This window comes from Legionella lytica, assembly GCF_044626755.1.
In the GTDB taxonomy this organism is placed as follows: domain Bacteria; phylum Pseudomonadota; class Gammaproteobacteria; order Legionellales; family Legionellaceae; genus Legionella; species Legionella lytica_A.
In genome coordinates, this window is record NZ_JBGORX010000002.1 from 38,779 (window position 1) to 61,911 (window position 23,133).

The window sequence follows — 23,133 nt, forward strand, 5'->3', positions numbered from 1 at the left end:
GTTGTTCTCACTCCAAACGACTAGTGTTCTTCAGCAGGATTTACGCTTACCTCAGTATCACCTGACTTTGCAGGAGCGTCATTGACCACATCAGTTTTATCTAAAGGCTTAGAGGGGTTTTCCCAATCTTTTGGAGGGGAAGGCTCTTTGCCAGACATAATTTCCTGAATTTGTTGTGTATCAATGGTTTCATACTTAATCAAGCTTTGTGCCATCAGATGTAATTTATCCATATTGGCCACTAAGATTTCTTTAGCTCGTTGATAGTTCCTATCAATAATGGCACGAACTTCATCATCAATTTGTTGCGCAGTTCGATCCGACATTTCTTTATGTTTATTCATAGAACGACCTAAGAATACTTCTTCCTCTTCTTCACCAAAAGTAAGTGGGCCAAGAGCAGATAATCCCCAAGAAGTAACCATTTTACGCGCAATTTCAGTTGAACGCATAATGTCATTCGATGCACCAGTAGTAACACTTTCTAGTCCAAAAATTAGTTCCTCAGCGATTCGACCACCAAACAAACTGGATAATTGGCTTTCTAGACGACGTTTACTATGGCTGTAACGATCTTGCTCTGGCAAGAACATCGTAACCCCCAGTGCACGTCCCCGGGGAATAATAGACACTTTGTATACTGGATCATGTTCAGGAACCGATAATCCAACAATAGCATGCCCTGCTTCATGGTATGCCGTTAGCTTCTTCTCGTTATCATCCATCACCATCGAGCGGCGTTCAGCTCCCATCATGATCTTATCTTTAGCTTTCTCTAATTCAATCATGCTCACTTTGCGTTTGTTTGCACGTGCAGCAAATAATGCAGCTTCATTTACTAGATTTGATAAATCCGCTCCAGAGAACCCTGGGGTACCGCGGGCAATATCCATTACTTCAATACCACTGTCTACAGGCACTTTCTGTAGGTGTACTCTTAAGATTTGCTCACGACCACGAATATCAGGTAAAGGTACAACAACCTGACGGTCAAAACGACCTGGGCGTAATAATGCAGGGTCTAAAACATCAGGACGGTTCGTTGCCGCAACAACAATAACTCCCTCGCTGCCTTCAAAACCATCCATTTCTACCAATAATTGGTTCAATGTTTGTTCACGCTCATCATGGCCACCACCAAGACCAGCACCACGATGTCTACCTACAGCATCGATTTCATCGATAAAAATAATGCATGGTGCATGCTTCTTCGCTTGCTCAAACATATCGCGAACACGAGATGCCCCCACACCCACAAACATTTCAACGAAATCGGAACCTGAAATTGTGAAAAAAGGTACTTTTGCTTCGCCAGCAACCGCTCTCGCCAATAAGGTCTTACCCGTACCCGGAGAACCAACAAGTAAAACACCGCGCGGAATCCGTCCACCAAGATTTTGGAATTTAGTTGGATCGCGCAAGAAGTCGACTAACTCCTTCACTTCATCTTTAGCTTCATCAACTCCTGCCACATCAGCAAAAGTTACTTTAACTTGATCCTCGCCTAATAAGCGAGCTCGTGATCGGCCAAAAGACATGGCGCCGCGACCGCCCCCGCCTTGCATTTGGCGCATAAAGAAAACCCACACACCAATCAATAAAAGCATAGGGAACCAATTTACAAACAAGTGTAGTAAAAAGCTCTCTTGCTGCTTTTCTTGTCCGCTAACGTCGACCTTGCTTTTTAATAGCTCGCCAAGCAAGGCATTATCTTGCATCGGCATGTAGGTAACAAAGCGTTTATTATTTTTAGTAATACCTTTGATGATCTTATCGTCTTCAATGGTTACCGTATTGACCATACCCTGATCGACTTCTTTCAGAAATTGGCTGTAGGAAACTTTCTCGGCAGCAGAGTTTCGAGGCCCGAAATTACTGAAAACCGAGACCAGTACGATCGCTATAATCAGCCATAAAAACAAATTCTTAACCATGTCGTTCAAAGTATTAACCTCGTTAGTGCGTCAAGCTTTATATTTAAGAGGACAAAATTCTTAATATATAAAGTTACTATAAATTGTATCCCTTTGCCAGCAAATAGGTTTCTTTTGAACGTGCTCGTGAAGCAGCCGGTTTACGAATGACCACTTTATCAAAAGAAGCTTTTGCTTGTTTCACCAAATCATCAAAACCTGAACCATGAAATATCTTAACTAGCATAGAGCCACCAGGCTTTAACATTTTATCTGCGAAATCAAAGGCTAATTCCACTAAATACATTGCTCGTGGAATATCAATCGCCGTCGTACCACTCATATTTGGGGCCATATCGGATAAAACCAAGTCCACGCTGCGCTCAGGAATTAAAGCCATCAATTGTTGCAAAACATCATCTTCCCGAAAATCACCATGAATAACATCTACATCAGGAAGGGAATCCATGGGTAAAATATCTAAAGCAACAATCCGCCCTCGCCCTTGCAGACGTTCAGAGACATATTGGGTCCAACCGCCAGGAGCTGCTCCCAAATCAACCACTGTCATGCCTGATTTAAGCAAAGACTCTTTTTCATCGACTTCTTTAAGTTTATAGACCGCACGACTACGGTATCCTTCAGCCTGAGCTTTTTTCACATAGACATCATCAAAATGCTCTTGCAACCAGCGTTTACTGCTTTTGGTACGACTCATAATTAGTACTATACTGTTTATAATTTTATATCAATTTAACTTATGATACTTAATTTCACTACCTATTCCCAGCAAAACGTGCAATAATTTGCCATTTTATTATTAGTTTTAAGGAATCCTTTGCAGTGGACACATCATTTAGACGCTCACTTAAAGCCCAAGCCCATCATTTAAAGCCTGTAGTTCTTATTGGCGCAAAAGGTTTAACTGAAGCGGTAGCCGCAGAAACTGATGTTGCATTGCTTGCTCATGAGTTGATTAAAGTTAAAATTAATGGGGCGGAGCGAGAAGACCGCATACTCATGGCCAATGAGCTATGCAAACAGTTAAGTGCTGAGTTAGTACAATTAATCGGAAACACAGCAATTATTTATCGTAAAAATAAAGATAAGTAATAAAAGTTAAAGGAAAACCTGGTTGCTAGCAACCAGGCGACGCCCCAAAAGACATAAAAAACACACAAAAAGAACATTTATTAAGCATGACGATGCACAATATTAGCATCTAAGCCACTCGCCAACTTGCAGCAGCGGATTGTTCAGGTGTATCATTTGAGGCAATATATTTCCTTGGCAACCAATCTAGGGTCTGTAAACAGCCCCAAAGTAAGGGTACTAATTTATTGTCTGGCCTATGATATTAAAACACTTACCTAATACATTAACCTTATTTCGATTAGGACTAATTGTTCCTTTTCTTATGTTTTTGTATCGCCATGAATACGTTAATTCCTTTTACACGTTTATTCTTGCCGGAGTTACGGATGGATTAGATGGACTCCTAGCCAGACGTTTTAATTGGCAAAGTTTTTTTGGTTCTTTTGTTGATCCATTGGCTGATAAATTACTAATTGCTTCCAGCTTTATTGCTTTAGCCCTAATGGAAGTACTCCCCTGGTGGCTGGTCTCGCTCGTTTTCCTGCGTGACCTGACGATTTCTATGGGCGTTCTCGCCTGGTATCACTTCATTCGCCGTAAACTGGATTTTAAGCCTACGCTCCTAAGTAAAATAAATACTGCACTCCAATTAATTTTGGTCACCTCGTGCCTATTCGAATTAGCTTATTTTCAATTTCCTAATTATGTTTTAAACACCCTTATCGGCTTAACTACGTTCACTACGGCCACCACTTATGTTGACTACATTTGGACCTGGAGCAAAAAAGCCTGGCCTAAAAAAGAATTGTCTCAATGAATAAGCAGTTAGCCTTAGCGATTAAATTAAATGATGAAGCAACCCTCTCTGACTTTAACTGGGGTGAGAATAAGCTATTGCAGCAACAATTACAGCGCATGTTGACCCTCAAAGAGGAGCGCTTGCTTTATCTCTGGGGCTGTAATGGCAGCGGAAAATCTCATTTATTACAAGCCTCTTGCCAGGCAGTTAACTCGACTGAATCGGCAATTTATCTCCCCTTGAATTTGCTTAAAGAATGGGGACCACAGGCAATCGAAGGCTTAGAAGAGCAAACCTTAATTTGTATTGATGATATCGATGCCATTGCGGAAGATTCAGCTTGGGAAGAAGCCCTTTTTCATTTGTACAATAGAATCAAAGATATGGAGAAAAGTCTCTTAATTATTTCCGGGAATCAGTCTCCAACCACCCTGCCGATTAAATTAGCCGACTTACGTTCTCGTTTAAGTTGGGGCTTAGTAATTCAACTGATGGAACTCAGTGACGAGGATAAAATTAATACCTTAAAACTGCATGCTGCACGTCGAGGCTTTGACTTACCGGCAAGTGTCGGGCAGTTTCTAATTAGTCGCTGCTCTCGTAATATGCACGATTTGCATCAATTGCTTAATCGTTTGGATGATGCCTCTCTGGCAGCACAACGCAAAATTACCATTCCTTTTGTGAAGAATATTTTGGGTATTTAGTTTAAATTTATATCGCTAAGTTGGCGCTCTGTGTTTGCCTAAAGAAGTATCGAACCCTCCCCTAGATTGCATTATGTCATTGCAAAATGTCTTACTTATAATGAGATGGCCGTGTTGGTGCCGAGTGTGGTTCCCATCGAAAGACTAGCCATATCACGTTCAATAGGTTGGTATCTCATGAAGGAATAACGATTGGTACTGGCTTTTACTGTTGCTGAAGTTGACTGGTCGTCTTCTATTCGTGCATTGTGCTTTAACAGGGCCAATTGCTGTTTTGTATCAGCCGCCTCACGAATATGCTCTTTTAGATTTCCTAATTTTTCTTGTTGGTGTGTCAAGAAGTCACGATTACATAAAGTAGCAATTTTTGTATCATCAAGTCCCAACCAGCTACTTACCAAGGACTCTAAGCCCGGAAACTCAACAAACCAGAATAAACTCATAGCCGCCAAACCAACCACAGTACTACAGAATAATATGGGTAAAGAGGCCGGTGAGACGCTGGTCATAATCAGGCCGAAAAGACTTAAAGAAACAGTTTGGGCCGCGCAAAAACTACCACCAAACCGTAATGCCGCAAAAATTGTAGATAGAGCTAATTTAACTGAATGCATCTGGCTATTATGAACAGCTTGCTCGAATTGATCGCTTACCGTACTAAGCTGAGTAAAACACTGCTCCAGCAAAGTGCTAATCTGCTCCAAATACTGCAATTCATTTTCAGGAAGTCTTAATAAAGAATATTTTGCTATTTTCTTTCTAATGTTCTTTATTTCATTATATTGTTGTAAGTACACATCTAACAGCTTGTAAGCATCCGTAAGTTTAATATCTAAACTATCAGCCAACTTAGCCAGCTCAAAACCACAAAAAGCAATAATGGATAAGGTAGAGAAAAGAAAACCACTCGCAAGAACAAGTGCTGCCGGTAGAGCAAAAATGCTCATAATCGTGACCACACAATCAAAACCATCACAGGCAACAACTAACATACCTGCCATCGTGAGCAAGCCCAGTTTCATCGTATTGTATAATGATGAATCACGCTTCGCCTTATTCGCAAGATTTACCTCACCACTCATCGCCAGACATAAGTCATGTAAAAGTTCGGTACGCAATGACAGCAGAAGAAACTCTATTTCTTGCGGCGCAAGGGTTGACGAACCAATCCCCATCGATTGATCCTGAAACCATGAAAAAAAAGCCGTCAGCTCAAGGGAGCTTGGTATTGGTTCCTGTTGTCTCGAGCCACACGCAAACTGGAATTTACGGAGTAATTCCTGTGAATGCGCACTGAGATCTACATAAATATCAACCAATGTTTAATCCCCACTAATTTGGTAACGAGTCGATTATACACGAACAAACAATAAATTGTACATAGTTTGAACATTCCTTGTTGGAAATTTAGCTCCCTTTCCCATAAATCTCCTACGCTGCCTTCATAAAAGCATTATCCCCAAACACTCACCTTAGGAGGTGTCATTAACTCCATATCCTAGAATAGCTTAAATTAATCTCGTAGTTGTACTCACCAAGAATAAAATTACTGCATCCTAGTTTTGTTCTTTAGATTAATTTTCAGTACTCCTGAATGAGCCATAATTGTCATGAAAAACAAGGCCGCATTTCATAGGGACCTCAGAATAAAGTGTCCCATTCTTAGATTTTTCTTTTCTCACAACGCGATCTATTTTCCCATCTTTTTGCTCAAATAAAAATCATGTCATATAATTAAAAGACGAACATTGATCAAGGACGGCGAACATGAGGAAAACAATTATCGCATTATTAGTGTTTGTTCCTGCTCTATTCTTAAGTGGCTGTTATGTCACCACAACCACCACTCCCAATAATTATTATTATTCAGGCTATACAGGTTATTACCCTGGTTGGAATAATACCTATTATGGAGGCTGGGGCGGCTATCGTAATGCCTGGTATAGAAATACTGCCTGGCGAGGATGGGGACATCACGGTGGCTGGGGTTACAATCGTGGATTGCATCGTGGCGGCGCATGGCATAGCGGCGGCTGGCATCGTGGGGGCGGTTGGCATCGCGGCGGTGGTTTCCGACATCGCTAAACGATTGTATCAAGCTAGATTGCAAAATGGCACTGGATGCACCACTTCAGTGCCATTTTTATTAGCTTAGGGAATATTCTGCGTTATCAATTTTCTCATTAACTGCGTCTTTTTTGGTTATCATAAAACGGCTTAAGTAAGGTGATACTAACCACATTAAAAAAGCGATTGCCAAAGTAACCAAACCAATGCATGCAAAAACGTCAGTATAAAGCATAAGCGACTGCACTCCTGGCTTAATATGTTGGGGCAAAGCGGTATATGAGGCGACACTAGCGCCGATGAAGCCTGAAATAGCAGTAGCCAAAAACCAGATTCCCATGACAAAACCGGTCATGCTTATAGGAACTAACTCGGCAACCATGGCTACTCCTAGGGCAGAAACCAAAAGCTCGCCAAGACTTTGAAATAAATAACTAATAATGAGCCACCAGGAAGAGACTATACCATTCTCAGTATAAAAATAGCGTGCAAAATATAATACCAAAAAACTTAAACCACACATGGTCATACCTAGGGCAAATTTATAGGGCGTAAAAAAGGGGATCCCCTTTTGATTTAATCGGGAATAAAGAGAGACCAAAACAGGACTCATCAAAATAATCCAAATGGGATTTAAAGCCTGAAAACTTTGGGCATCGATGGTAATTCCCAAAAAATTAGGATTCACATTATTCACGGCAAATAAATTAAGTGAAGTTGGCATTTGTTGATATAAAACAAAGAAAATAAGTGCCTCGAGCATCAGCACTAACGCTACGAGCATGCGCAGCATCGCTGCTCTGCTTTCTTTGCAGGCTAAATAGCTATAGTACAGCAAAACTAAACAGGTGATGGCCCAGAATAAATTTTTTGCTAAAGAAACATGTTGCAATAAATATGCGGAAAACTCCGTGAGCAAACAAATACCAATTAAGATCAACAACCAATGAAATAAAGAGATCCGGCGTTCATCGGCAAGAGTATTGATATGGGCAATATACTTGTGCTGCAACCAATAATTACCTAAACCTAATATCAACCCGCTAGCACTCATTAGGTAGGCAGAAGAATAACCATAACGGCTGGCTATTACTGGTCCGATCACTAAAGCAATCATACTGCCCAAGTTAATGGCCATGTAATACAAGGTAAATCCACCATGTAGGCGAGAATCATGGGGCTTATAGCACTTAGCTAATAAGTTAGATGGATTTGCTTTGAATAAACCATTCCCCACGCAAACCAAGCCTAGAGCTAGAAATACATGCTCTTTATCAGTAATTGCCAAAGCAAAATATCCTGCAGCTAAAACCACTAGACCCAGTACAATGGTGCGTTTAGTCCCTAAGATGGAATCTCCTAAATAACCGCCAATTACAATCAGACCATAGACTAATGCAGAAAATGCCCCAAAGGCATAATAAGAATCCAGTTCGCTGTAACCTAAATAACGCATAAAATACAGAGTTAAAATCCCTTGAACTGTATAAAAGCCAAACCTCTCCCATAATTCCAATAAAAAAATCATGTGAAATGCTCGTGGCTGTTCACGAAGTAGGTTCAGCATGAGTCTTCCTTCCCTAGAAGATAATATTTAAACTTAAAGTAATTTTTTGCTTTTTGCAACGCGTCTTATTGCAAAACTAAAAACTGAGTTTGCAAACAATCTTAAAAAGAAGCAAAACGGTTTTCTTCTTCATCACTATTTGCGCTACCATCATCTTCTGAATCACTGTCACCATTAGAGTCGCCTTCCTGCTCGTTTTCACCCTGGGATTCACCAGCATGGGCATCCAGGTCTATAAGCGCCTCATTAATCACAATATCTTCATCAAGCTCATTCGTTGCTGTATGCTCATGGTTCAGACTGGCAATAACCGCTTCTCTGGTGCCTAAAAGATGCTCCAGCATCGCACCCGTTGAATTTAATTCGGCATGAGCGGTTTCACTCTGGGCAAAACCCTCGTGCTCTTGCATGCGACTGCTTGTTTGTTCCGTATGAGTATTCGAATGCTCCAAGACATTTTCTAAGCCATTCGCGGTTGTTTTTTCTGCCTCATTTCTCCCGAAGACATTACGTAACTTATCCAGTAACCAGCTCCCTGCATCACGTATTAAAGGACCGAGAATACGCGCGGAAAGATAGGCAGCACTCGCCACACCAACTCCCGCGAGCATAGGCAAACCCACAGCAGGAAGAAATATAGAAAGAACCACACCCACCATTGCAAGAGAAGCAAAGCCTACACCCAGCCCTTTATCCAAAATATGAATGAATTGTAATTTTTTAATTTTTTCATTAACTACGGCTTCTCGTTCTTTTAAGCCAGTTATTTTTTCTTTTTGCTCCCCGTATTGCTTTTGCACGAGCTCGACCTGCGCGCAAAGTGCCTGTTGTTCTTCCTTAGTCGTAGCCCTTGTCAAAGCCCCCTGAAGTACTTTCGCCTGCTCTTGAATCAGCGCCATTTCTTCTTCAGCATGGACGATTTCGGTAGCCAGTGCTTTTCGTTCTTTTCCTAAGTGATAGCGCTCATAAATAGCTTTCCCTAATAAAAAGGAACTTAAGCCTATACTGATCCCACCAAGCACCAGACCTATTGGTGTTGCTGCTGCTGGTACTAAAATAGAAGTTAGAGTAAGCGCAAGCAATGCACCTGAATACAGCCAACGTGCATTATTATTTAAGGTAAAAGGAACTTTCTCGCCATAAATATAGGATGATAAATAAATCATGGGAATAAGAAGAAAATCCAGCGCCGCTAAAGCAGCTCCCCCCCAATGAAGTCCCTGCCCAAGATGTTCAGGTGTTTTTAAGCCAGGTATTTTGGTGAATGTCCCCCCTACATGAATTGCCTTATCACCCAATTCGCTGGCATTTTTAACAAATTGTGAGACAAAGGGAATCCTTTGCAACAGTGGCACAGATACGGTCGGTTTTTTTACCTCGTAAAGTATCGGTGTTTGCATTTGCATGAGTAAGTCGTTTGCTTGCTCGACTGAAATAACCGCATTATGTTCCTGCTCAGCTCCCATAACTCACCTAGAAAATAACATTCTTCATCTTTAATATAGCAATAAAAGCTTAAGAAAGTCTGATGATGCTTGCTAATCAACCATGATCTCAACTATATTTTCTCTTATAAATCATTAACAGTAGCAACATATGACGGCTAAAAAAGCCCTTTATCTAGCAGGTGGTGGTGCCCGTGGTGCATATCAGGCGGGTGTTCTTAAAGCTATTGGCCATATTTTACAAGTTAAAAAACTGCCTTTTAGTCTAGTCAGTGGGGTTAGTGTGGGCAGCATTAATGCGGTTGTTCTTGCCGAGAATGCTGATGACTTCCCCCGAGCCTTGGACAAATTAGAAATGATTTGGAGTGAAATCCATTGCCAGCAAATCTATAAAGCCAGCAATTATGAGCTGAGTAAATCTGTGATGCGTAATGTAAGTACGTTAATTGTAAAACAACGCGAAACAGGACATTTACTGGATACCAGCCCCCTAAAAGAGCTCATTGAGGAAACAATGGATTTTTCTCGCATTGCGAAAAACATTAGTGATGGGCATCTTAATACCTTGGAAATCATTAGCAATTGCTATCAAAGTAATCAAACCATTTCTTTTTATGCACACAATAGCCCTGACTTTACGGATTGGCATTATCCACGACACAGCAGTCAGCGGACAGAAATTAAAGCAGAGCATATATTAGCCTCGAGTGCCTTACCTTTATTCTTTCCAACTGTACCTTTGGATGGATTTCATTATGGTGATGGTAGTGTAGGCCTGGTATCACCACTACGGGGGGCGATTCGCTTTGAGGTAGATAAAATTATGATTTTAGGTACTCGCGCATTGCCGACTTTTGCCGATGCGGATGAGACACCGAATCATACTGACATTCCCTTTGCACACATTCTCGGTAGTATGTTGAATGGTTTGTTTTTGGATAACCTGGACCGTGATATTGAAATGGTGAATCGCATGAATGAAATCGCTATGCTTTTATCCATGTGGAAAAAACGCCATTCCCCTTGGCGACCAATCAGTACCGTGCATTTACGTCCGAGTAAAGATGTGGCATCGATTGCACAGGCTCATTTTACTTCATTGCCTGTATTACTGCGTTATTTGCTGAATGTGTTAGGAGCTAAAAATCATTCCGGTGACCTCTTAAGCTTCCTGTTATTTGAGCGTGAATTTACCCGGGAACTGCTGGAATTAGGTTTTCAGGATACGATTAATAATGCAAAGACCGTTACTAATTTTTTTGAATAATTGCCGGAAACCTGTTTGCTAGCAAACAGGTTTATTTTATGTTCTTAAATGTTTTAGCACGGTTTGCGTTTCCGGTTTAAATCCATGCCAAATAAGAAATGCTTCGGCGGCTTGCTCAACTAGCATTCCTAAACCATCTACCGCGTCACACCCCTGCTCTTTTGCATAATGCACAAAAGCAGTATCACCTTGTTTTTTATACGATAAATCATAGCAGAATGGTTTTTCAATCAAACACTCCGGAGGCAGAGACGGTAGCTCTCCCGCTAAACTTGCCGAGGTTGCATTGATGATTAAATCAAAAGCGCCCCTTAGTTCATTGATATTTTGCACGTGGATTTGCGAGAATAATTGTTGTAGTTCCAGGCCCTTAGCTGGGGTGCGGTTGACAATAACTAATTCCGCGAGCTTATTTTGCAATAAGGGATGAATAATCCCACGAGCCGCCCCCCCTGCCCCCAAAATAGCGACACGCTTGCCAAGTAAGTTAATATGATGGTGTAAATCACGGAGTAAGCCCACGCCATCCGTGTTATCCGCATGCAATTGATTGTTATGCATCCATAAAGTATTGGCCGCCCCTGCTTGTTGACAGCGTTCGCTAACCTGCTTCGCCATCACAAAAGCACGCTGCTTAAACGGTAAAGTAACATTAACACCGCGTCCTTGCTGGTGAAAAAAATCCGTTAGCTGCTGTTCAAAGGACTGTTCATCTGCTTTAATTTTTGCATAAGTAAGTTGAATACCGGCTTGCTTTGCGAAATACTGATGAATTACTGGAGATAAGCTATGGTCTATAGGATTACCCATCACTGCAAAACGCTGAAACACTACACCCTCCTCTTAATTTGTTCTTTTATTGCCAGTACATCCATCGCAGGCAGTCAATCAATTAATGTTTATCTTAAATTGAAACCGGACAATAATGTAGCAACCTTGATTAAAGATTTTAACCAATTTCTAGCCCAGGAGCAGGTATTTAACACGTACCAAATCACGCCCCATCTTGAAAAAAGCCCGTTGCATGTCACCTTATACATGGCAAATTATAATGACGCCCAAATCCCTGATATTATTAAACGTACGGCAAATTTGGCGAAACAAGAAAAGCAAATACCTCTGCTTACCTCTCGGCTAGTACCCTCTACCAATGGCTATGTTATGCTTTCGGTGACCAATGTTCCACAAATACAAGGCTTAAGCAACAAAACGTTGGAAGCTTTATCGCACTTGCGCGACAAGGAAGCCCCCATCCCTGCTTGGGCAACTCGAGACATAGACCGGCAAATTCTATTTAATCAATACGGTAGCCCTACCGTTTTAAATTATTATAAGCCTCATTTTTCCGTGTTTACCGCGGACCATTTGAATAAATATGAAAGTGCGCAATTGTATAATGAATTGCAAAAGTTGATCCCCCAATTTGCTAAAAAGCATCAGCTGCAGGTACGGGCTACGGCATTTGCCATTGGAGTGGGAATCGCAGATTCCCAGGGACAGATTGTGAAAGAGTTAAAATCGTTTAATTTAGAGTAGGTGCTAAGTGAAAGGCTGTCCCGTATTAGGCTGTGCTAATACGGGCTACATCCTCTGCCACCGTTTCGGGAAAACCTGGTTACACGCAACCACAGTGTATTTATTTTATTTCCGCTACCAGGCTTTTCGATACTACTTCTGCCAAATCACGTGACAAAGACTGTTTGGCTAATTGCTCTAACTGTTGGCGCATGAGCATTTGGCGTGGCCTATCGTAACGTTGCCAGCGGGTGAATGGGCTCGCCATCCGTGCGGCAATTTGCGGGTTAAGCTTATCTAAAGTAAGCAACATTTCCGCTAAAAATTGGTAGCCACTGCCATCAGGGGCATGGAAATTGCGTGGATTTGCCATACAAAATGCGCCAATTACAGAGCGAGCTTTATTTGGGTTCTTAATGCTAAAATCAGGGTGTGCTAATAATTTGCGTACCTGTTCTAAAGCATTGGGAAGCTCACTGGCCGCTTGGATGGCAAACCATTTATCCAAAACGAGTTCGTCCTTAGACCATTGCTGATAAAAATCATTAACTGCTTGTTCACGCATTTTTGGGTTAGCGCAATTGACCAATAGCGCAAAGCTTGCGATTTGATCGGTCATGGTTTTGGCATGCGCGAATTGTTGCTGACACATCTCTATTGCCGCCAGCTCATTCGCTTTCATCATTAACCATAAACAGACATTGCGTAACTTCCTACGGCCATAAGCGAGACCATTCATGCTATGGTCTTCAGCCAGCCACAATTGCTGGTATAGCGCATGAATTTCCGCATATAAATACGTACCCAATTGAATGCGGAAATAGTCACGAACAGCTTCGACTTTACTCACATCTACTGCGTCTAACAGGGAGGCAACTTCTTCAAAACCCGGAGGGGTAAGCAATTCAGCGCGTAAGTCAGTATCTAAAGAGTCATCCAATAACACATGTCTTAATGCGGCAATTAAAGCCTCGGATATCTGCCATTTCTCTTCAGGTAAGGTTAGGCACTCGCTCATGCAATTCAACACTAAACGTTGCGCCGCATCCCATTTGGCATAACCATCGGTTTCATAGCGTACTAAGAAAATTAATTCCTCGCAGCTAAGTTCATGTTTCAACTTAATGGGTGCAGAAAATTCACGTAATAAGGAAATTACCGGCTTTTCCCGTAATCCGCTAAAGCTAAACCTTTGCTCAGCCTCTTTTAATTCGAGAATTTCATGCTCTATCGGCATTAACTGCCCCGTGCCATCAAACAAAGCTATGCGAATAGGGATATGGAATGGTTTTTTATCCTTACATTCTGGAGTTGCCGGGCAGGTTTGTATCATGTTAAGCGTCAACTGTCCGTGCTCATAATGACTCGTTACCTTTACCTCTGGCGTACCGGCTTGGCTATACCAACGTTTGAATTGTGTTAAATCAACCGCATTAGCATCTTCCATTGCCGCCACAAAATCATCAATCGTTACCGCCTGACCATCATGACGTGCAAAATATAAATCCATACCTTTGCGATAACGTTCCTTCCCTAATAAAGTATGCTGCATGCGGATGACTTCCGCTCCCTTATTATAAACGGTCGCGGTATAAAAATTATTAATTTCCTGATAAGACTCGGGTCGTACCGGATGTGCCATAGAGCTGGCATCCTCTGGAAATTGGCTGCTGCGTAAAACCTTCACATCAGTAATTCGGTTCACATCACGTGAATTCATATCGCGCGAAAACTCTTGATCGCGAAACACCGTCAATCCTTCTTTCAAACTTAATTGGAACCAATCACGGCAAGTAACACGATTTCCAGTCCAGTTATGGAAATACTCATGGGCGACTACGCCCTCAACACCAGCGAAATCCTGATCGGTTGCGGTATCAGGACGAGCGAGGATGTATTTAGAATTAAATATGTTTAAGCCCTTATTCTCCATGGCTCCCATATTAAAGTCACTTACGGCCACAATCATGAAAATATCTAAATCGTATTCGCGACCATAAACCTCTTCATCCCAGCGCATGGAATTCTTTAAAGACTCCATAGCATGCCCGCATTTATCTTCATTACCTGGCTCAACATAGATATATAAATCAATAGTTCTTCCAGTGCAGGTAACAAACTTATCGCGAATATGGGCGAGATTTCCCGCAACCAATGCAAATAAATAGGAAGGCTTCTTAAAGGGATCCTGCCATACCACCCAATGGCGTCCATTATCTTCCTCCCCGGAATCAATTAAGTTTCCATTGGATAATAAAATTGGATACTGTTTTTTATCAGCGGAAATACGGGTGGTGTAAGTGGCCAATACGTCAGGGCGGTCGAGAAAATAGGTAATGCGGCGAAAACCTTCCGCCTCACACTGAGTGCAAAACAGATGATTAGAACGATAAAGTCCAGATAGTTGGGTATTATTTTGTGGGTAGATACGCGTAACAATCTTTAGGGTCAGCTCATCAGGACAGTTTTCAATGATTAACCCATCCTCGGTTAGCTGGTAAGCAGATGCATCCAATGGCTGGCCATTTAGATGCAAGCTCACTAATTCAAGCTCTTCACCATATAAATGCAAGGCCCCCGCGTGTTGGCGACTTAATTTAAGTTCGCTGCTCACTAAAGCATGATCATCATATAAATCGAAATTTAAATTTACCGTATCAACTGCAAACAAAGGTGCCTGATAGTTTTTTAAATAAATGGTACTGTCTGGAATGGTCATCATTTTCCCTTATAACGCGAATTGTGGATAAGAATCACCTAAAGTATTCTATAAATCAATGAGTACATCGTAAAAAAGCATTGAGTAACAACAGAAATATTTGTCAATTATAGGCCAGAGAATACAAAAATCGACAGCTGTATTAATGTAGTTAACATTTCGAACATAAAAAAACATTTAAGTTTATTGGGTTATCTGGAAAACTACTTAAATTAATGCCTATACTTGAGGTAAGAAGTTTCTTTGCAAAATAAATAAAAAGAAGCAGAGATACCGGAAATCACGTTATATCCTGCTGAGGGATAAGTTAAGGGGATAGCTCATGAACACTCAAGATTTTTTGGCCGGCTATACCAAGCGCTTTGTGGATAACAAAGAAGAAGAGATGGGCTTGGATGAATATCTGGAATTGTGCAAAAACGATCCGTCAGCATATGCTAATCCAGCGGAACGCCTACTAATGGCCATAGGCGAACCAGAAATGGTTGATACGCGACACGACCCGGTGTTATCGCGTATTTTTTCCAACAAGATTATCCAGCGATATACCGTATTTAAAGATTTTTATGGTATGGAAGAACCCATCGAGCAAATCGTGGGCTTCTTAAAACATGCAGCTCAAGGCCTGGAAGAAACCAAACAGGTACTTTATCTACTAGGCCCTGTGGGCGGTGGTAAATCATCTATAGCAGAAAAGCTCAAAGACTTAATGGAAAATATTCCTTTTTATGCGATTAAAGGCTCCCCCGTATTTGAATCACCCTTATCCTTATTTAACCCCGTTGAAGATGCTGCATTACTACAAGAACGCTTTGGTATTCCCACGCGCCATTTACGCTACCTGATGTCCCCTTGGGCCGTAAAACGCTTGCATGAATTCAATGGTGACATTAGCCAATTCAGGGTGGTTAAAGTCAGACCTTCGCGTTTGAAGCAAATTGCGGTGGCAAAAACTGAACCTGGTGATGAAAACAACCAAGATATTTCATCGCTTGTAGGTAAAGTAGATATCCGTAAATTAGAAGAATTTTCCCAGGATGACCCTGATGCATACAGTTTCTCTGGCGGCTTATGCCGAGCCAACCGCGGTCTTTTAGAGTTTGTGGAAATGTTTAAAGCCCCCATTAAAGTGCTGCATCCGTTACTTACTGCAACTCAGGAAGGTAACTACAATGCTACTGAGGGCTTATCCTCCATCCCCTTTGAAGGAATTATTTTAGCGCACTCGAACGAATCCGAGTGGCAAACCTTTAGAAACAACAAGAACAATGAAGCCTTTATTGATCGTATCAATATTGTGAAAGTACCTTATTGTTTACGAGTGACCGAAGAAACACGAATTTATCAAAAGCTTATTGATAACAGCTCCCTGACCCATGCTCATTGCGCTCCTGGTACCTTGGACATGTTAGCTCAGTTCTCCGTATTAACCCGTTTGAAAGAACCCCAAAACTCCAGCATTTATTCAAAAATGCGCGTCTATAATGGTGAAAGCTTGAAAGATACCGATCCTAAAGCAAAATCCTATCAGGAGTATCGTGATTTTGCCGGAGTTGATGAAGGAATGAGTGGTGTTTCTACCCGCTTTGCGTTCAAAATCCTCTCTAAGGTATTCAACTTTGATCACAGTGAAGTAGCGGCCAATCCCGTACATTTGATGTATGTATTGGAACGTCAAATTGAACAAGAGCAATTCCCTCAAGAAGTTCAAGAAACCTATTTAGCCTTCATTAAAGAATATTTAGCAGCGAAGTATGTTGAATTTATCGGTAAAGAAATTCAAACCGCCTACTTAGAGTCTTATTCAGAGTACGGACAAAACATTTTCGATCGCTACATTACTTATGCTGATTTCTGGATACAGGACCAAGATTATCGCGACCCAGATACTGGCGAAATCTTTGACCGCAGCTTACTCAATTTAGAGTTAGAAAAAATTGAAAAACCTGCAGGTATATCTAATCCTAAAGATTTCCGTAATGAAGTAGTGAACTTTGTTTTACGGGCACGGGCAAATAACCGTGGTAAAAATCCCGTATGGAATAGTTATGAAAAACTAAGATCCGTCATTGAAAAGAAAATGTTCACCAACACAGAAGATTTACTGCCAGTTATCTCCTTCAATGCCAAAGCATCTGAAGATGATAAGAAAAAACATGAGGAGTTTATTTCTCGGATGATAGAGAAAGGCTATACACGCAAACAGGTTCGCCTGCTTTGTGAATGGTATTTACGAGTACGTAAATCACAATAATAAACGACTCAATAATCCTCTTCTCTTTACCCCGCTGTAACATGCGGGGCTCAATGACACTAGCCAATGCGCAAGCAGAACATTGAAGCAGAGGAGAGCACAATTGGCACCTAGGTCGCGGAGTTTAAATCATGTCGCAATTGATTGATAGACGACAAAATGCGGGGAAGAAAAGCACGGTCAATCGCCAGCGCTTTCTTCGTCGTTATAAAAACCAAATAAAAAGAGCCGTCTCCGATGCCGTCGGTAAACGCAGCATTACAGAGATTGATCAAGGCGAACAAATTTCTATTCCTGCAAAAGACATTTCTGAACCCCGATTTCATCAAGGTCGAGGTGGGCACGTAGAACGTGTTCTACCGGGAAACGATAATTTTATTAGCGGCGACCGCATTAAACGGCCCAGTGGCGGCGGTGGTGGTGATGGCGGTGGCGATGGGGAGGCCAGTAACAGTGGTGAAGGCGAAGATGATTTTGTTTTTGAACTATCCCGTGAAGAATTCCTCGATTTATATTTTGAAGATCTGGAATTACCTGATTTGGTGAAAAAAGAATTAGCACGTATCAGCACGTTTAAAACCATTCGCGCCGGAGTAACTACCAGCGGCATTCCTAATAATATCAATGTATTGCGCTCCATGAAGCAGGCCACTAGCCGCCGAATTGCTTTAGCTTCTCCTTACAAACGCCAATTAAAAGCGGCGGAAACACGATTAGAGCTGTTACTCAATGAACCCGTTCCCGATACAATGGCTATTAAAGAATTAAAACTTGAGATTGAATATTTAAAAAAGAAAATACAGGCCGTGCCATTTATTGACACGATTGATCTACGCTACAACTACCGCCTTCGAGTTCCCTCTCCTTCCACGCAGGCCGTCATGTTCTGCGTTATGGACGTATCAGGCTCTATGGATGAGGCAAAGAAAGATATAGCCAAACGATTTTTCATTTTGTTGTATATGTTCCTCACCAAAAATTATGAAAAAATCGAATTGGTTTTTATCCGCCATCATACCTCCGCAAAAGAAGTCAATGAGGAAGAGTTTTTTTACTCCAGGGAAACGGGGGGTACGGTGGTTTCAAGTGCCCTGGAGTTACTGAATAACATTATTGAAGTACGCTATCCCCCAGAGGCATGGAATATTTATGTGGCTCAAGCTTCTGATGGAGATAATTGGAATGCTGATTCGCCTTATTGCCAAGAATTGCTACAAGATAAAATCATGCCTTTATTGCAGTATTTTGCATACATTGAAATTATGCCACGCCATCATCAAAGCTTATGGGAAGTCTATCAGCTAGTTAAAGAGCAATACCCTAACTTTGCGATGGAAAACATAGATACTGTTGCAGATATTTATCCAGTATTTCATGAATTATTTAAAAGGAAAACGGCATGAGAAAGAAAAAGCCTATATCCACTGGTGCGGAGTGGACCTTTGAATTAATCCAAGATTATGATCGTGAAATTGCACGTATCGCTAAAGATTTTGGCCTGGATACCTATCCGAATCAAATAGAGGTTATTACTGCAGAACAAATGATGGACGCCTATTCTTCCGTAGGCATGCCTATAGGGTACAACCATTGGTCTTTCGGCAAACACTTCGTTGGCGTAGAAAAAAGTTATAAGCGAGGACAAATGGGCTTGGCCTATGAAATGGTCATTAATTCCAATCCCTGTATTTCCTATTTAATGGAAGAAAATACTATTGCCATGCAAGCCTTAGTGATTGCACATGCCTGCTATGGTCATAATTCCTTTTTTAAAAATAATTATCTTTTTAAAATGTGGACCTCTGCTGATGCCATTATTGACTATTTAGTCTTTGCGAAAAAGTACATCGCAGAATGTGAGGAGCGCTATGGTATTGATGAAGTTGAAGCAATCTTGGATGCTTGCCATGCCGTAATGAATTATGGTGTTGACCGCTACAAACATCCGGCACCATTATCCATTCAAGAAGAAAAAATTCGCCAACAAAACCGCGAAATATACATGCAATCGCAAATCAATGAATTGTGGAGAACCATTCCCCAAAGCAAACACGCTGTGGAAAAGAGCACGAAAAGACGCTTTCCCAGTGAGCCACAAGAAAATATTTTATACTTCTTCGAAAAAAATGCCCCCTTACTTGAGCCCTGGCAACGGGAAATCGTGCGCATTGTTCGTAAGATGGCGCAGTATTTTTATCCGCAAGGACAAACGAAAGTAATGAATGAGGGCTGGGCTTGTTTTTGGCATTACACCCTGCTGCATGCGCTGTACGATGAGGGCTTGGTCACCGACGAATTTATGCTGGAGGTCTTACAAAGCCATACTAATGTCATCATGCAACCCGCTTATAATAGCCCTTACTATAGTGGAATTAACCCCTATACCCTGGGATACCATATGATGCAAGACATCAAGCGTATTTGTGAAAATCCCACGGAAGAAGATAAAGCCTGGTTTCCCTATTTGGCTAATACTGACTGGTTAAAAAGCCTGGATACCGCCATGCGTAACTACAAAGATGAAAGTTTTATTGCGCAATATTTATCCCCAAAATTAATTCGCGATTTAAAATTGTTTCATATTGTTGATGATGACCGAAGCCCTGAGCTCTACGTCAATGCCATCCATGATGATGGCGGCTATCAAAAAATTAGGGAAGCCTTGTCTAGACAATATAATTTAGGTACTTTTGAACCCGATATCCAAGTTTATTCCGTTGACTTACAAGGTGATCGCTCGCTGACCTTAAGGTATACCCAACAAAATCGTGTCCCCTTAGGAGAAACCACACCAGCAGTATTAAAACATCTTTACACCTTATGGCAATTCCCGGTGATCCTGCAAGCAGTTGATCATGACGATAAAATTTCTGCAGAGTATCATTGCCCACCGGTCAATCCATCTAAACCTGATGGTTATGAAAAATAAATTCCTCCTGTAACTGAATGCTGAGCGCAGCTTCATCCGCTCAGCACCAGCCAATAAAACCACCTAAACCAATGCTTATTTAATAATCAGTTAAGCTTTTCATGTTATATTAGGAGAATTCAATTAGATCAACGTGGTGCGATCATGGCTAAGGTTAGAAAGTTAACGGGAAATTTCATAGATATGCTTAAAGCAATCTATCCTCTATCAAACACGATGTATCCCTCGGAAGAGGCTCTTGTTAAAGAATATACCACCCTTAGCTCAGAGCTTTCCACCCAATTGCTCAAGGACTTGAATCGCGACCAATTCTTCCCTACCAATGGCAGAACCATTGAGGAATATGTAGCCCACTGGATGAGTCCTTCTACTTCCGCAGCATATAACCAGGGAAATGGAACCGGTGCAATCTTTATGCTGATGCTGCAACTCTATATTCTAAAAAGCCCTCGTTTTACAGAACGCAAGGCAGCTGAGGGTCTTCCTGAGCGCACAGAGATCCTTGCATACTTTGCTAGCAGAAAAAATATTAGCCTATGCTATTTTGATGATGAAGGAATTTCATGTGGAATATCTATTGATTATTCTACATTAGATCCTAATTTATGGTCTGTCTCCATTATACGTAATACAACAGCAGAACCTAAAGACAGAGATGTTTTACTGCTTTCGTCCGAAGAGCTGCTCGATCAGAAAGAGAATGGATTAACCGATACTAATAACGCTCAAAAAGCGACCATTGATTTTATGAACTCCAAGGCGCTCAGCCAACAACTAATGTCAAGCGCGCTATTTACTCAGAATGGAGCACTCAATCTGGCTCACGTACAGAAGCTCTATGATCAATTTCACACCGGATCATATCCTTATAGCACAGCAATAGTTACGCGGTTAATGGCCCAAGAGCAGAAAATAAAAAAATGGCAACTCTCCGAGCCAGACCTAAAAATAGTTAAAACAGCCTTAAACGAAAAACGCAAAGAAAATATTGACCAATTAGATAAATGGTATTCTACCTGGTTCCATAAACCATCATTAGACACCGCAGGAAAACAACCGTTTCTTCGCCGAAATAGCGGTAGTATTTTTGGGGCAATAGCCGCACTGGCTACCTTAGTTGGTTTTGCTTTGGTACTCTCAGGCGTACTTGCTCCGTTGGGTGTTGCGTTGGTTGGCTCAGAATTAATTTTCGGTGCCGTTGGTGCTGGATTAGCATTTGCCACTCTCTTAGCGACTACACTGAATGTAGGTCGTAACGAGAGAAATCTGGCAAGCTATCAATCTGAATTAACAGGCATGAAGCCTGCGCGAGAAAAAATTTACCAGGAACGATTAACCAACATTACCACTCTAAAGGAAATTGAACAGCTCCCAGAAGAAGAAGCGCTTCAAGTTGATAAGTTCCAAACTCAACTCCTTCAAGCAGTTCTTCATGCCAATTTCAGTGAAGAGGAGTTCAAGGAACTTGATGGCAAGATGCCGAAGGCAGCTCAAGCATCATTACCAGTCATCGACCAAGTTAATGACATTGATAGGGAACTAGTTGATGAACAATCCCTTTTGATAGAGGCATTATTCGAGGAGCAAATACAACTAGTAAAAGAAATTGGTACAAAGGATGAGCCTCTTGATAGAATCGTTGATAGAACAATTCAGCAGTCAGAGTATGTTATTACTCAAGAAGAGCATCAGGCTGATGAACTCACAGCCGATGTATCCCCAACCTTAGAACAACAAACAAATACCAATAACGTTATCACCGTACACTAAAAATTGGGAGGTAAAAATGGCTATTTTTTTTGATAACAAAAAGAATACTCGTGCCTCCCAAAAGTTAATACAACACAATGAGCAAGTTACACGCAGGAAGCGTGTAACTCATGCTGAGTCAACCCTCCAAAAGTTAAAAGAGGATATTGATTACCGAGTCAACAGACTCCAGGCAGTCACTAGCTTTTTAACCGAACAACATGCCCTTTGTGCGCAACTTACTGAAGAATATAAAGCCAGCCCCTCTCCTGCCTTAGCTCAACAACTGGAAAAGCAAAAACTAGGAATCAGCCAATTAGAGGCACAATTAGAGCAATATCAACCGGAGAAGTTAATTGCGAAGTTAAGTACAAAACATGAGAAATTAAAGAGTTTGTTAGAGCGGCCTGTAGAGTAATAAAAAATGTATCGGCTTGCTCAAACCAGGTTACATTAAACAGCACAAAATCAGAGTGCCTATTCTACATTTTTGACATAGGCGCAGTAGTGGAAAATATGGGTACTGCCCTCTCATCAAAAGGATGTAAATTGAACACTTCACTAAAGACTTTTGCCGCGACCTCATTCGTATTGGAATACCAATCACTAATATCATCAGAATAATACTGAATTACTAGAGGCTGAAAAATCGCATAGGCTACAAGTTGCGCCATTGGACCAGTCCCCATTCCTGTTTTTATAAAATATTTATTACCCACTAAAGCCCTGCTTAACATTTTTGCAGTAGCTTCTAAATCATCAGGAAGTGTTGCATTGACCGGTAGCAAATTCGGTGCATAGACATTCACAGTGACCGCCAAATAATCACCAAACTCATGGCGCTTACTCAAAAAAGCGGCAAGCGCTAATGCTTTTTTATCCTGACAAACCATCACGCTAATTTCCATGTCCAGCCCTTGACCGGTTAATGGCTTCACGCTCACACAAGGGTCAGCTTCTAAAGCAGCGCTTAATTGGCGTTGCAATAATTCCCAGGGAGGCGTTAATCTATGAGTGGTCGCGAATAAGCTAGCACTTCCCAAAAAACCCAAAAGCACTGCTAAAAACAATCCAGCCTTAAGTGCTAACTTGCTCATGCTCTACTCC

Annotated in this window: 19 protein-coding genes; 11 read left to right on the forward strand and 8 right to left on the reverse strand. The window is 41.4% G+C overall.

Annotated features, from left to right (window positions below):
* Positions 1-20: 20 nt before the first annotated feature.
* Complete coding sequence (gene ftsH / locus ACD661_RS07680; protein WP_400187645.1) at positions 21-1,934, reverse strand: ATP-dependent zinc metalloprotease FtsH; 1,914 nt, start codon at positions 1,932-1,934, stop codon at positions 21-23.
* Between the two features lie 76 nt (positions 1,935-2,010).
* Entirely contained in the window at positions 2,011-2,631 is a 621-nt protein-coding gene (rlmE, locus tag ACD661_RS07685) for a 23S rRNA (uridine(2552)-2'-O)-methyltransferase RlmE (RefSeq protein ID WP_400187280.1), read from the reverse strand.
* A 125-nt stretch (positions 2,632-2,756) separates the two neighbouring features.
* On the opposite strand from rlmE, the gene yhbY reads away from it, so the two are divergent.
* From yhbY to hda, 3 genes are all read left to right on the forward strand, one after another.
* On the forward strand, positions 2,757-3,026 hold the full coding sequence (gene yhbY / locus ACD661_RS07690) for a ribosome assembly RNA-binding protein YhbY (protein WP_400187281.1): 270 nt from the start codon (positions 2,757-2,759) through the stop codon (positions 3,024-3,026).
* 238 nt (positions 3,027-3,264) lie between these two features.
* The gene (locus ACD661_RS07695; protein ID WP_400187282.1) at positions 3,265-3,825 is read left to right on the forward strand and encodes a CDP-alcohol phosphatidyltransferase family protein; all 561 of its coding nucleotides are present in this window, start codon (positions 3,265-3,267) and stop codon (positions 3,823-3,825) included.
* Positions 3,822-4,514: a DnaA regulatory inactivator Hda gene (gene hda, locus ACD661_RS07700; RefSeq protein WP_400187283.1), complete on the forward strand. Its 693-nt coding sequence runs from the start codon at positions 3,822-3,824 to the stop codon at positions 4,512-4,514. Before ACD661_RS07695 ends, hda begins: the two co-directional genes overlap by 4 nt.
* Positions 4,515-4,609: 95 nt before the next feature.
* Here the strand turns inward: hda and ACD661_RS07705 are convergent, their stop codons facing one another.
* On the reverse strand, positions 4,610-5,833 hold the full coding sequence (locus ACD661_RS07705; RefSeq protein WP_400187284.1) for a hypothetical protein: 1,224 nt from the start codon (positions 5,831-5,833) through the stop codon (positions 4,610-4,612).
* 448 nt (positions 5,834-6,281) lie between these two features.
* Here ACD661_RS07705 and ACD661_RS07710 point away from each other — a divergent pair, with 448 nt between their 5' ends.
* The gene (locus ACD661_RS07710) at positions 6,282-6,599 is read left to right on the forward strand and encodes a hypothetical protein (RefSeq protein ID WP_400187285.1); all 318 of its coding nucleotides are present in this window, start codon (positions 6,282-6,284) and stop codon (positions 6,597-6,599) included.
* 61 nt (positions 6,600-6,660) lie between these two features.
* On the opposite strand, the gene ACD661_RS07715 is transcribed toward ACD661_RS07710, so the two are convergent.
* Together ACD661_RS07715 and ACD661_RS07720 are read right to left on the reverse strand one after the other, a co-directional pair.
* Positions 6,661-8,148, reverse strand: a complete 1,488-nt coding sequence (locus ACD661_RS07715) for an oligopeptide:H+ symporter (RefSeq protein ID WP_400187286.1) — start codon at positions 8,146-8,148, stop codon at positions 6,661-6,663.
* A gap of 101 nt (positions 8,149-8,249) precedes the next feature.
* Complete coding sequence (locus ACD661_RS07720) at positions 8,250-9,614, reverse strand: hypothetical protein (protein WP_400187287.1); 1,365 nt, start codon at positions 9,612-9,614, stop codon at positions 8,250-8,252.
* 130 nt (positions 9,615-9,744) lie between these two features.
* On the opposite strand from ACD661_RS07720, the gene ACD661_RS07725 reads away from it, so the two are divergent.
* On the forward strand, positions 9,745-10,860 hold the full coding sequence (locus ACD661_RS07725) for a patatin-like phospholipase family protein (RefSeq protein WP_400187288.1): 1,116 nt from the start codon (positions 9,745-9,747) through the stop codon (positions 10,858-10,860).
* A gap of 36 nt (positions 10,861-10,896) precedes the next feature.
* Here ACD661_RS07725 and aroE read toward each other — a convergent pair whose 3' ends face one another.
* Positions 10,897-11,691, reverse strand: coding sequence for a shikimate dehydrogenase (gene aroE, locus ACD661_RS07730; protein ID WP_400187289.1), 795 nt, complete (start codon positions 11,689-11,691; stop codon positions 10,897-10,899).
* Between aroE and ACD661_RS07735 the strand changes: the two genes are divergently transcribed.
* Entirely contained in the window at positions 11,650-12,396 is a 747-nt protein-coding gene (locus tag ACD661_RS07735) for a 2'-5' RNA ligase family protein (RefSeq protein ID WP_400187290.1), read from the forward strand. The two genes, aroE and ACD661_RS07735, sit on opposite strands and share 42 nt — an antisense overlap.
* Positions 12,397-12,496: 100 nt before the next feature.
* On the opposite strand, the gene pepN is transcribed toward ACD661_RS07735, so the two are convergent.
* A complete protein-coding gene (gene pepN / locus ACD661_RS07740; protein ID WP_400187646.1) occupies positions 12,497-15,094 on the reverse strand; it encodes an aminopeptidase N in 2,598 nt (865 codons plus the stop codon).
* A gap of 322 nt (positions 15,095-15,416) precedes the next feature.
* Between pepN and ACD661_RS07745 the strand changes: the two genes are divergently transcribed.
* From ACD661_RS07745 to ACD661_RS07765, 5 genes are all read left to right on the forward strand, one after another.
* Positions 15,417-17,348 (forward strand): PrkA family serine protein kinase, encoded by a 1,932-nt coding sequence (locus ACD661_RS07745; protein WP_400187291.1) that lies wholly within the window; start codon positions 15,417-15,419, stop codon positions 17,346-17,348.
* 131 nt (positions 17,349-17,479) lie between these two features.
* Positions 17,480-18,751: a YeaH/YhbH family protein gene (locus ACD661_RS07750; protein ID WP_400187292.1), complete on the forward strand. Its 1,272-nt coding sequence runs from the start codon at positions 17,480-17,482 to the stop codon at positions 18,749-18,751.
* Positions 18,748-20,277: a SpoVR family protein gene (locus ACD661_RS07755; RefSeq protein ID WP_400187293.1), complete on the forward strand. Its 1,530-nt coding sequence runs from the start codon at positions 18,748-18,750 to the stop codon at positions 20,275-20,277. Before ACD661_RS07750 ends, ACD661_RS07755 begins: the two co-directional genes overlap by 4 nt.
* A gap of 144 nt (positions 20,278-20,421) precedes the next feature.
* On the forward strand, positions 20,422-22,047 hold the full coding sequence (locus ACD661_RS07760; protein ID WP_400187294.1) for a hypothetical protein: 1,626 nt from the start codon (positions 20,422-20,424) through the stop codon (positions 22,045-22,047).
* 16 nt (positions 22,048-22,063) lie between these two features.
* Entirely contained in the window at positions 22,064-22,444 is a 381-nt protein-coding gene (locus tag ACD661_RS07765) for a hypothetical protein (protein WP_400187295.1), read from the forward strand.
* Positions 22,445-22,508: 64 nt separating this feature from the next.
* Here the strand turns inward: ACD661_RS07765 and ACD661_RS07770 are convergent, their stop codons facing one another.
* Complete coding sequence (locus ACD661_RS07770; RefSeq protein ID WP_400187296.1) at positions 22,509-23,123, reverse strand: group-specific protein; 615 nt, start codon at positions 23,121-23,123, stop codon at positions 22,509-22,511.
* Positions 23,124-23,133 lie beyond the last annotated feature (10 nt).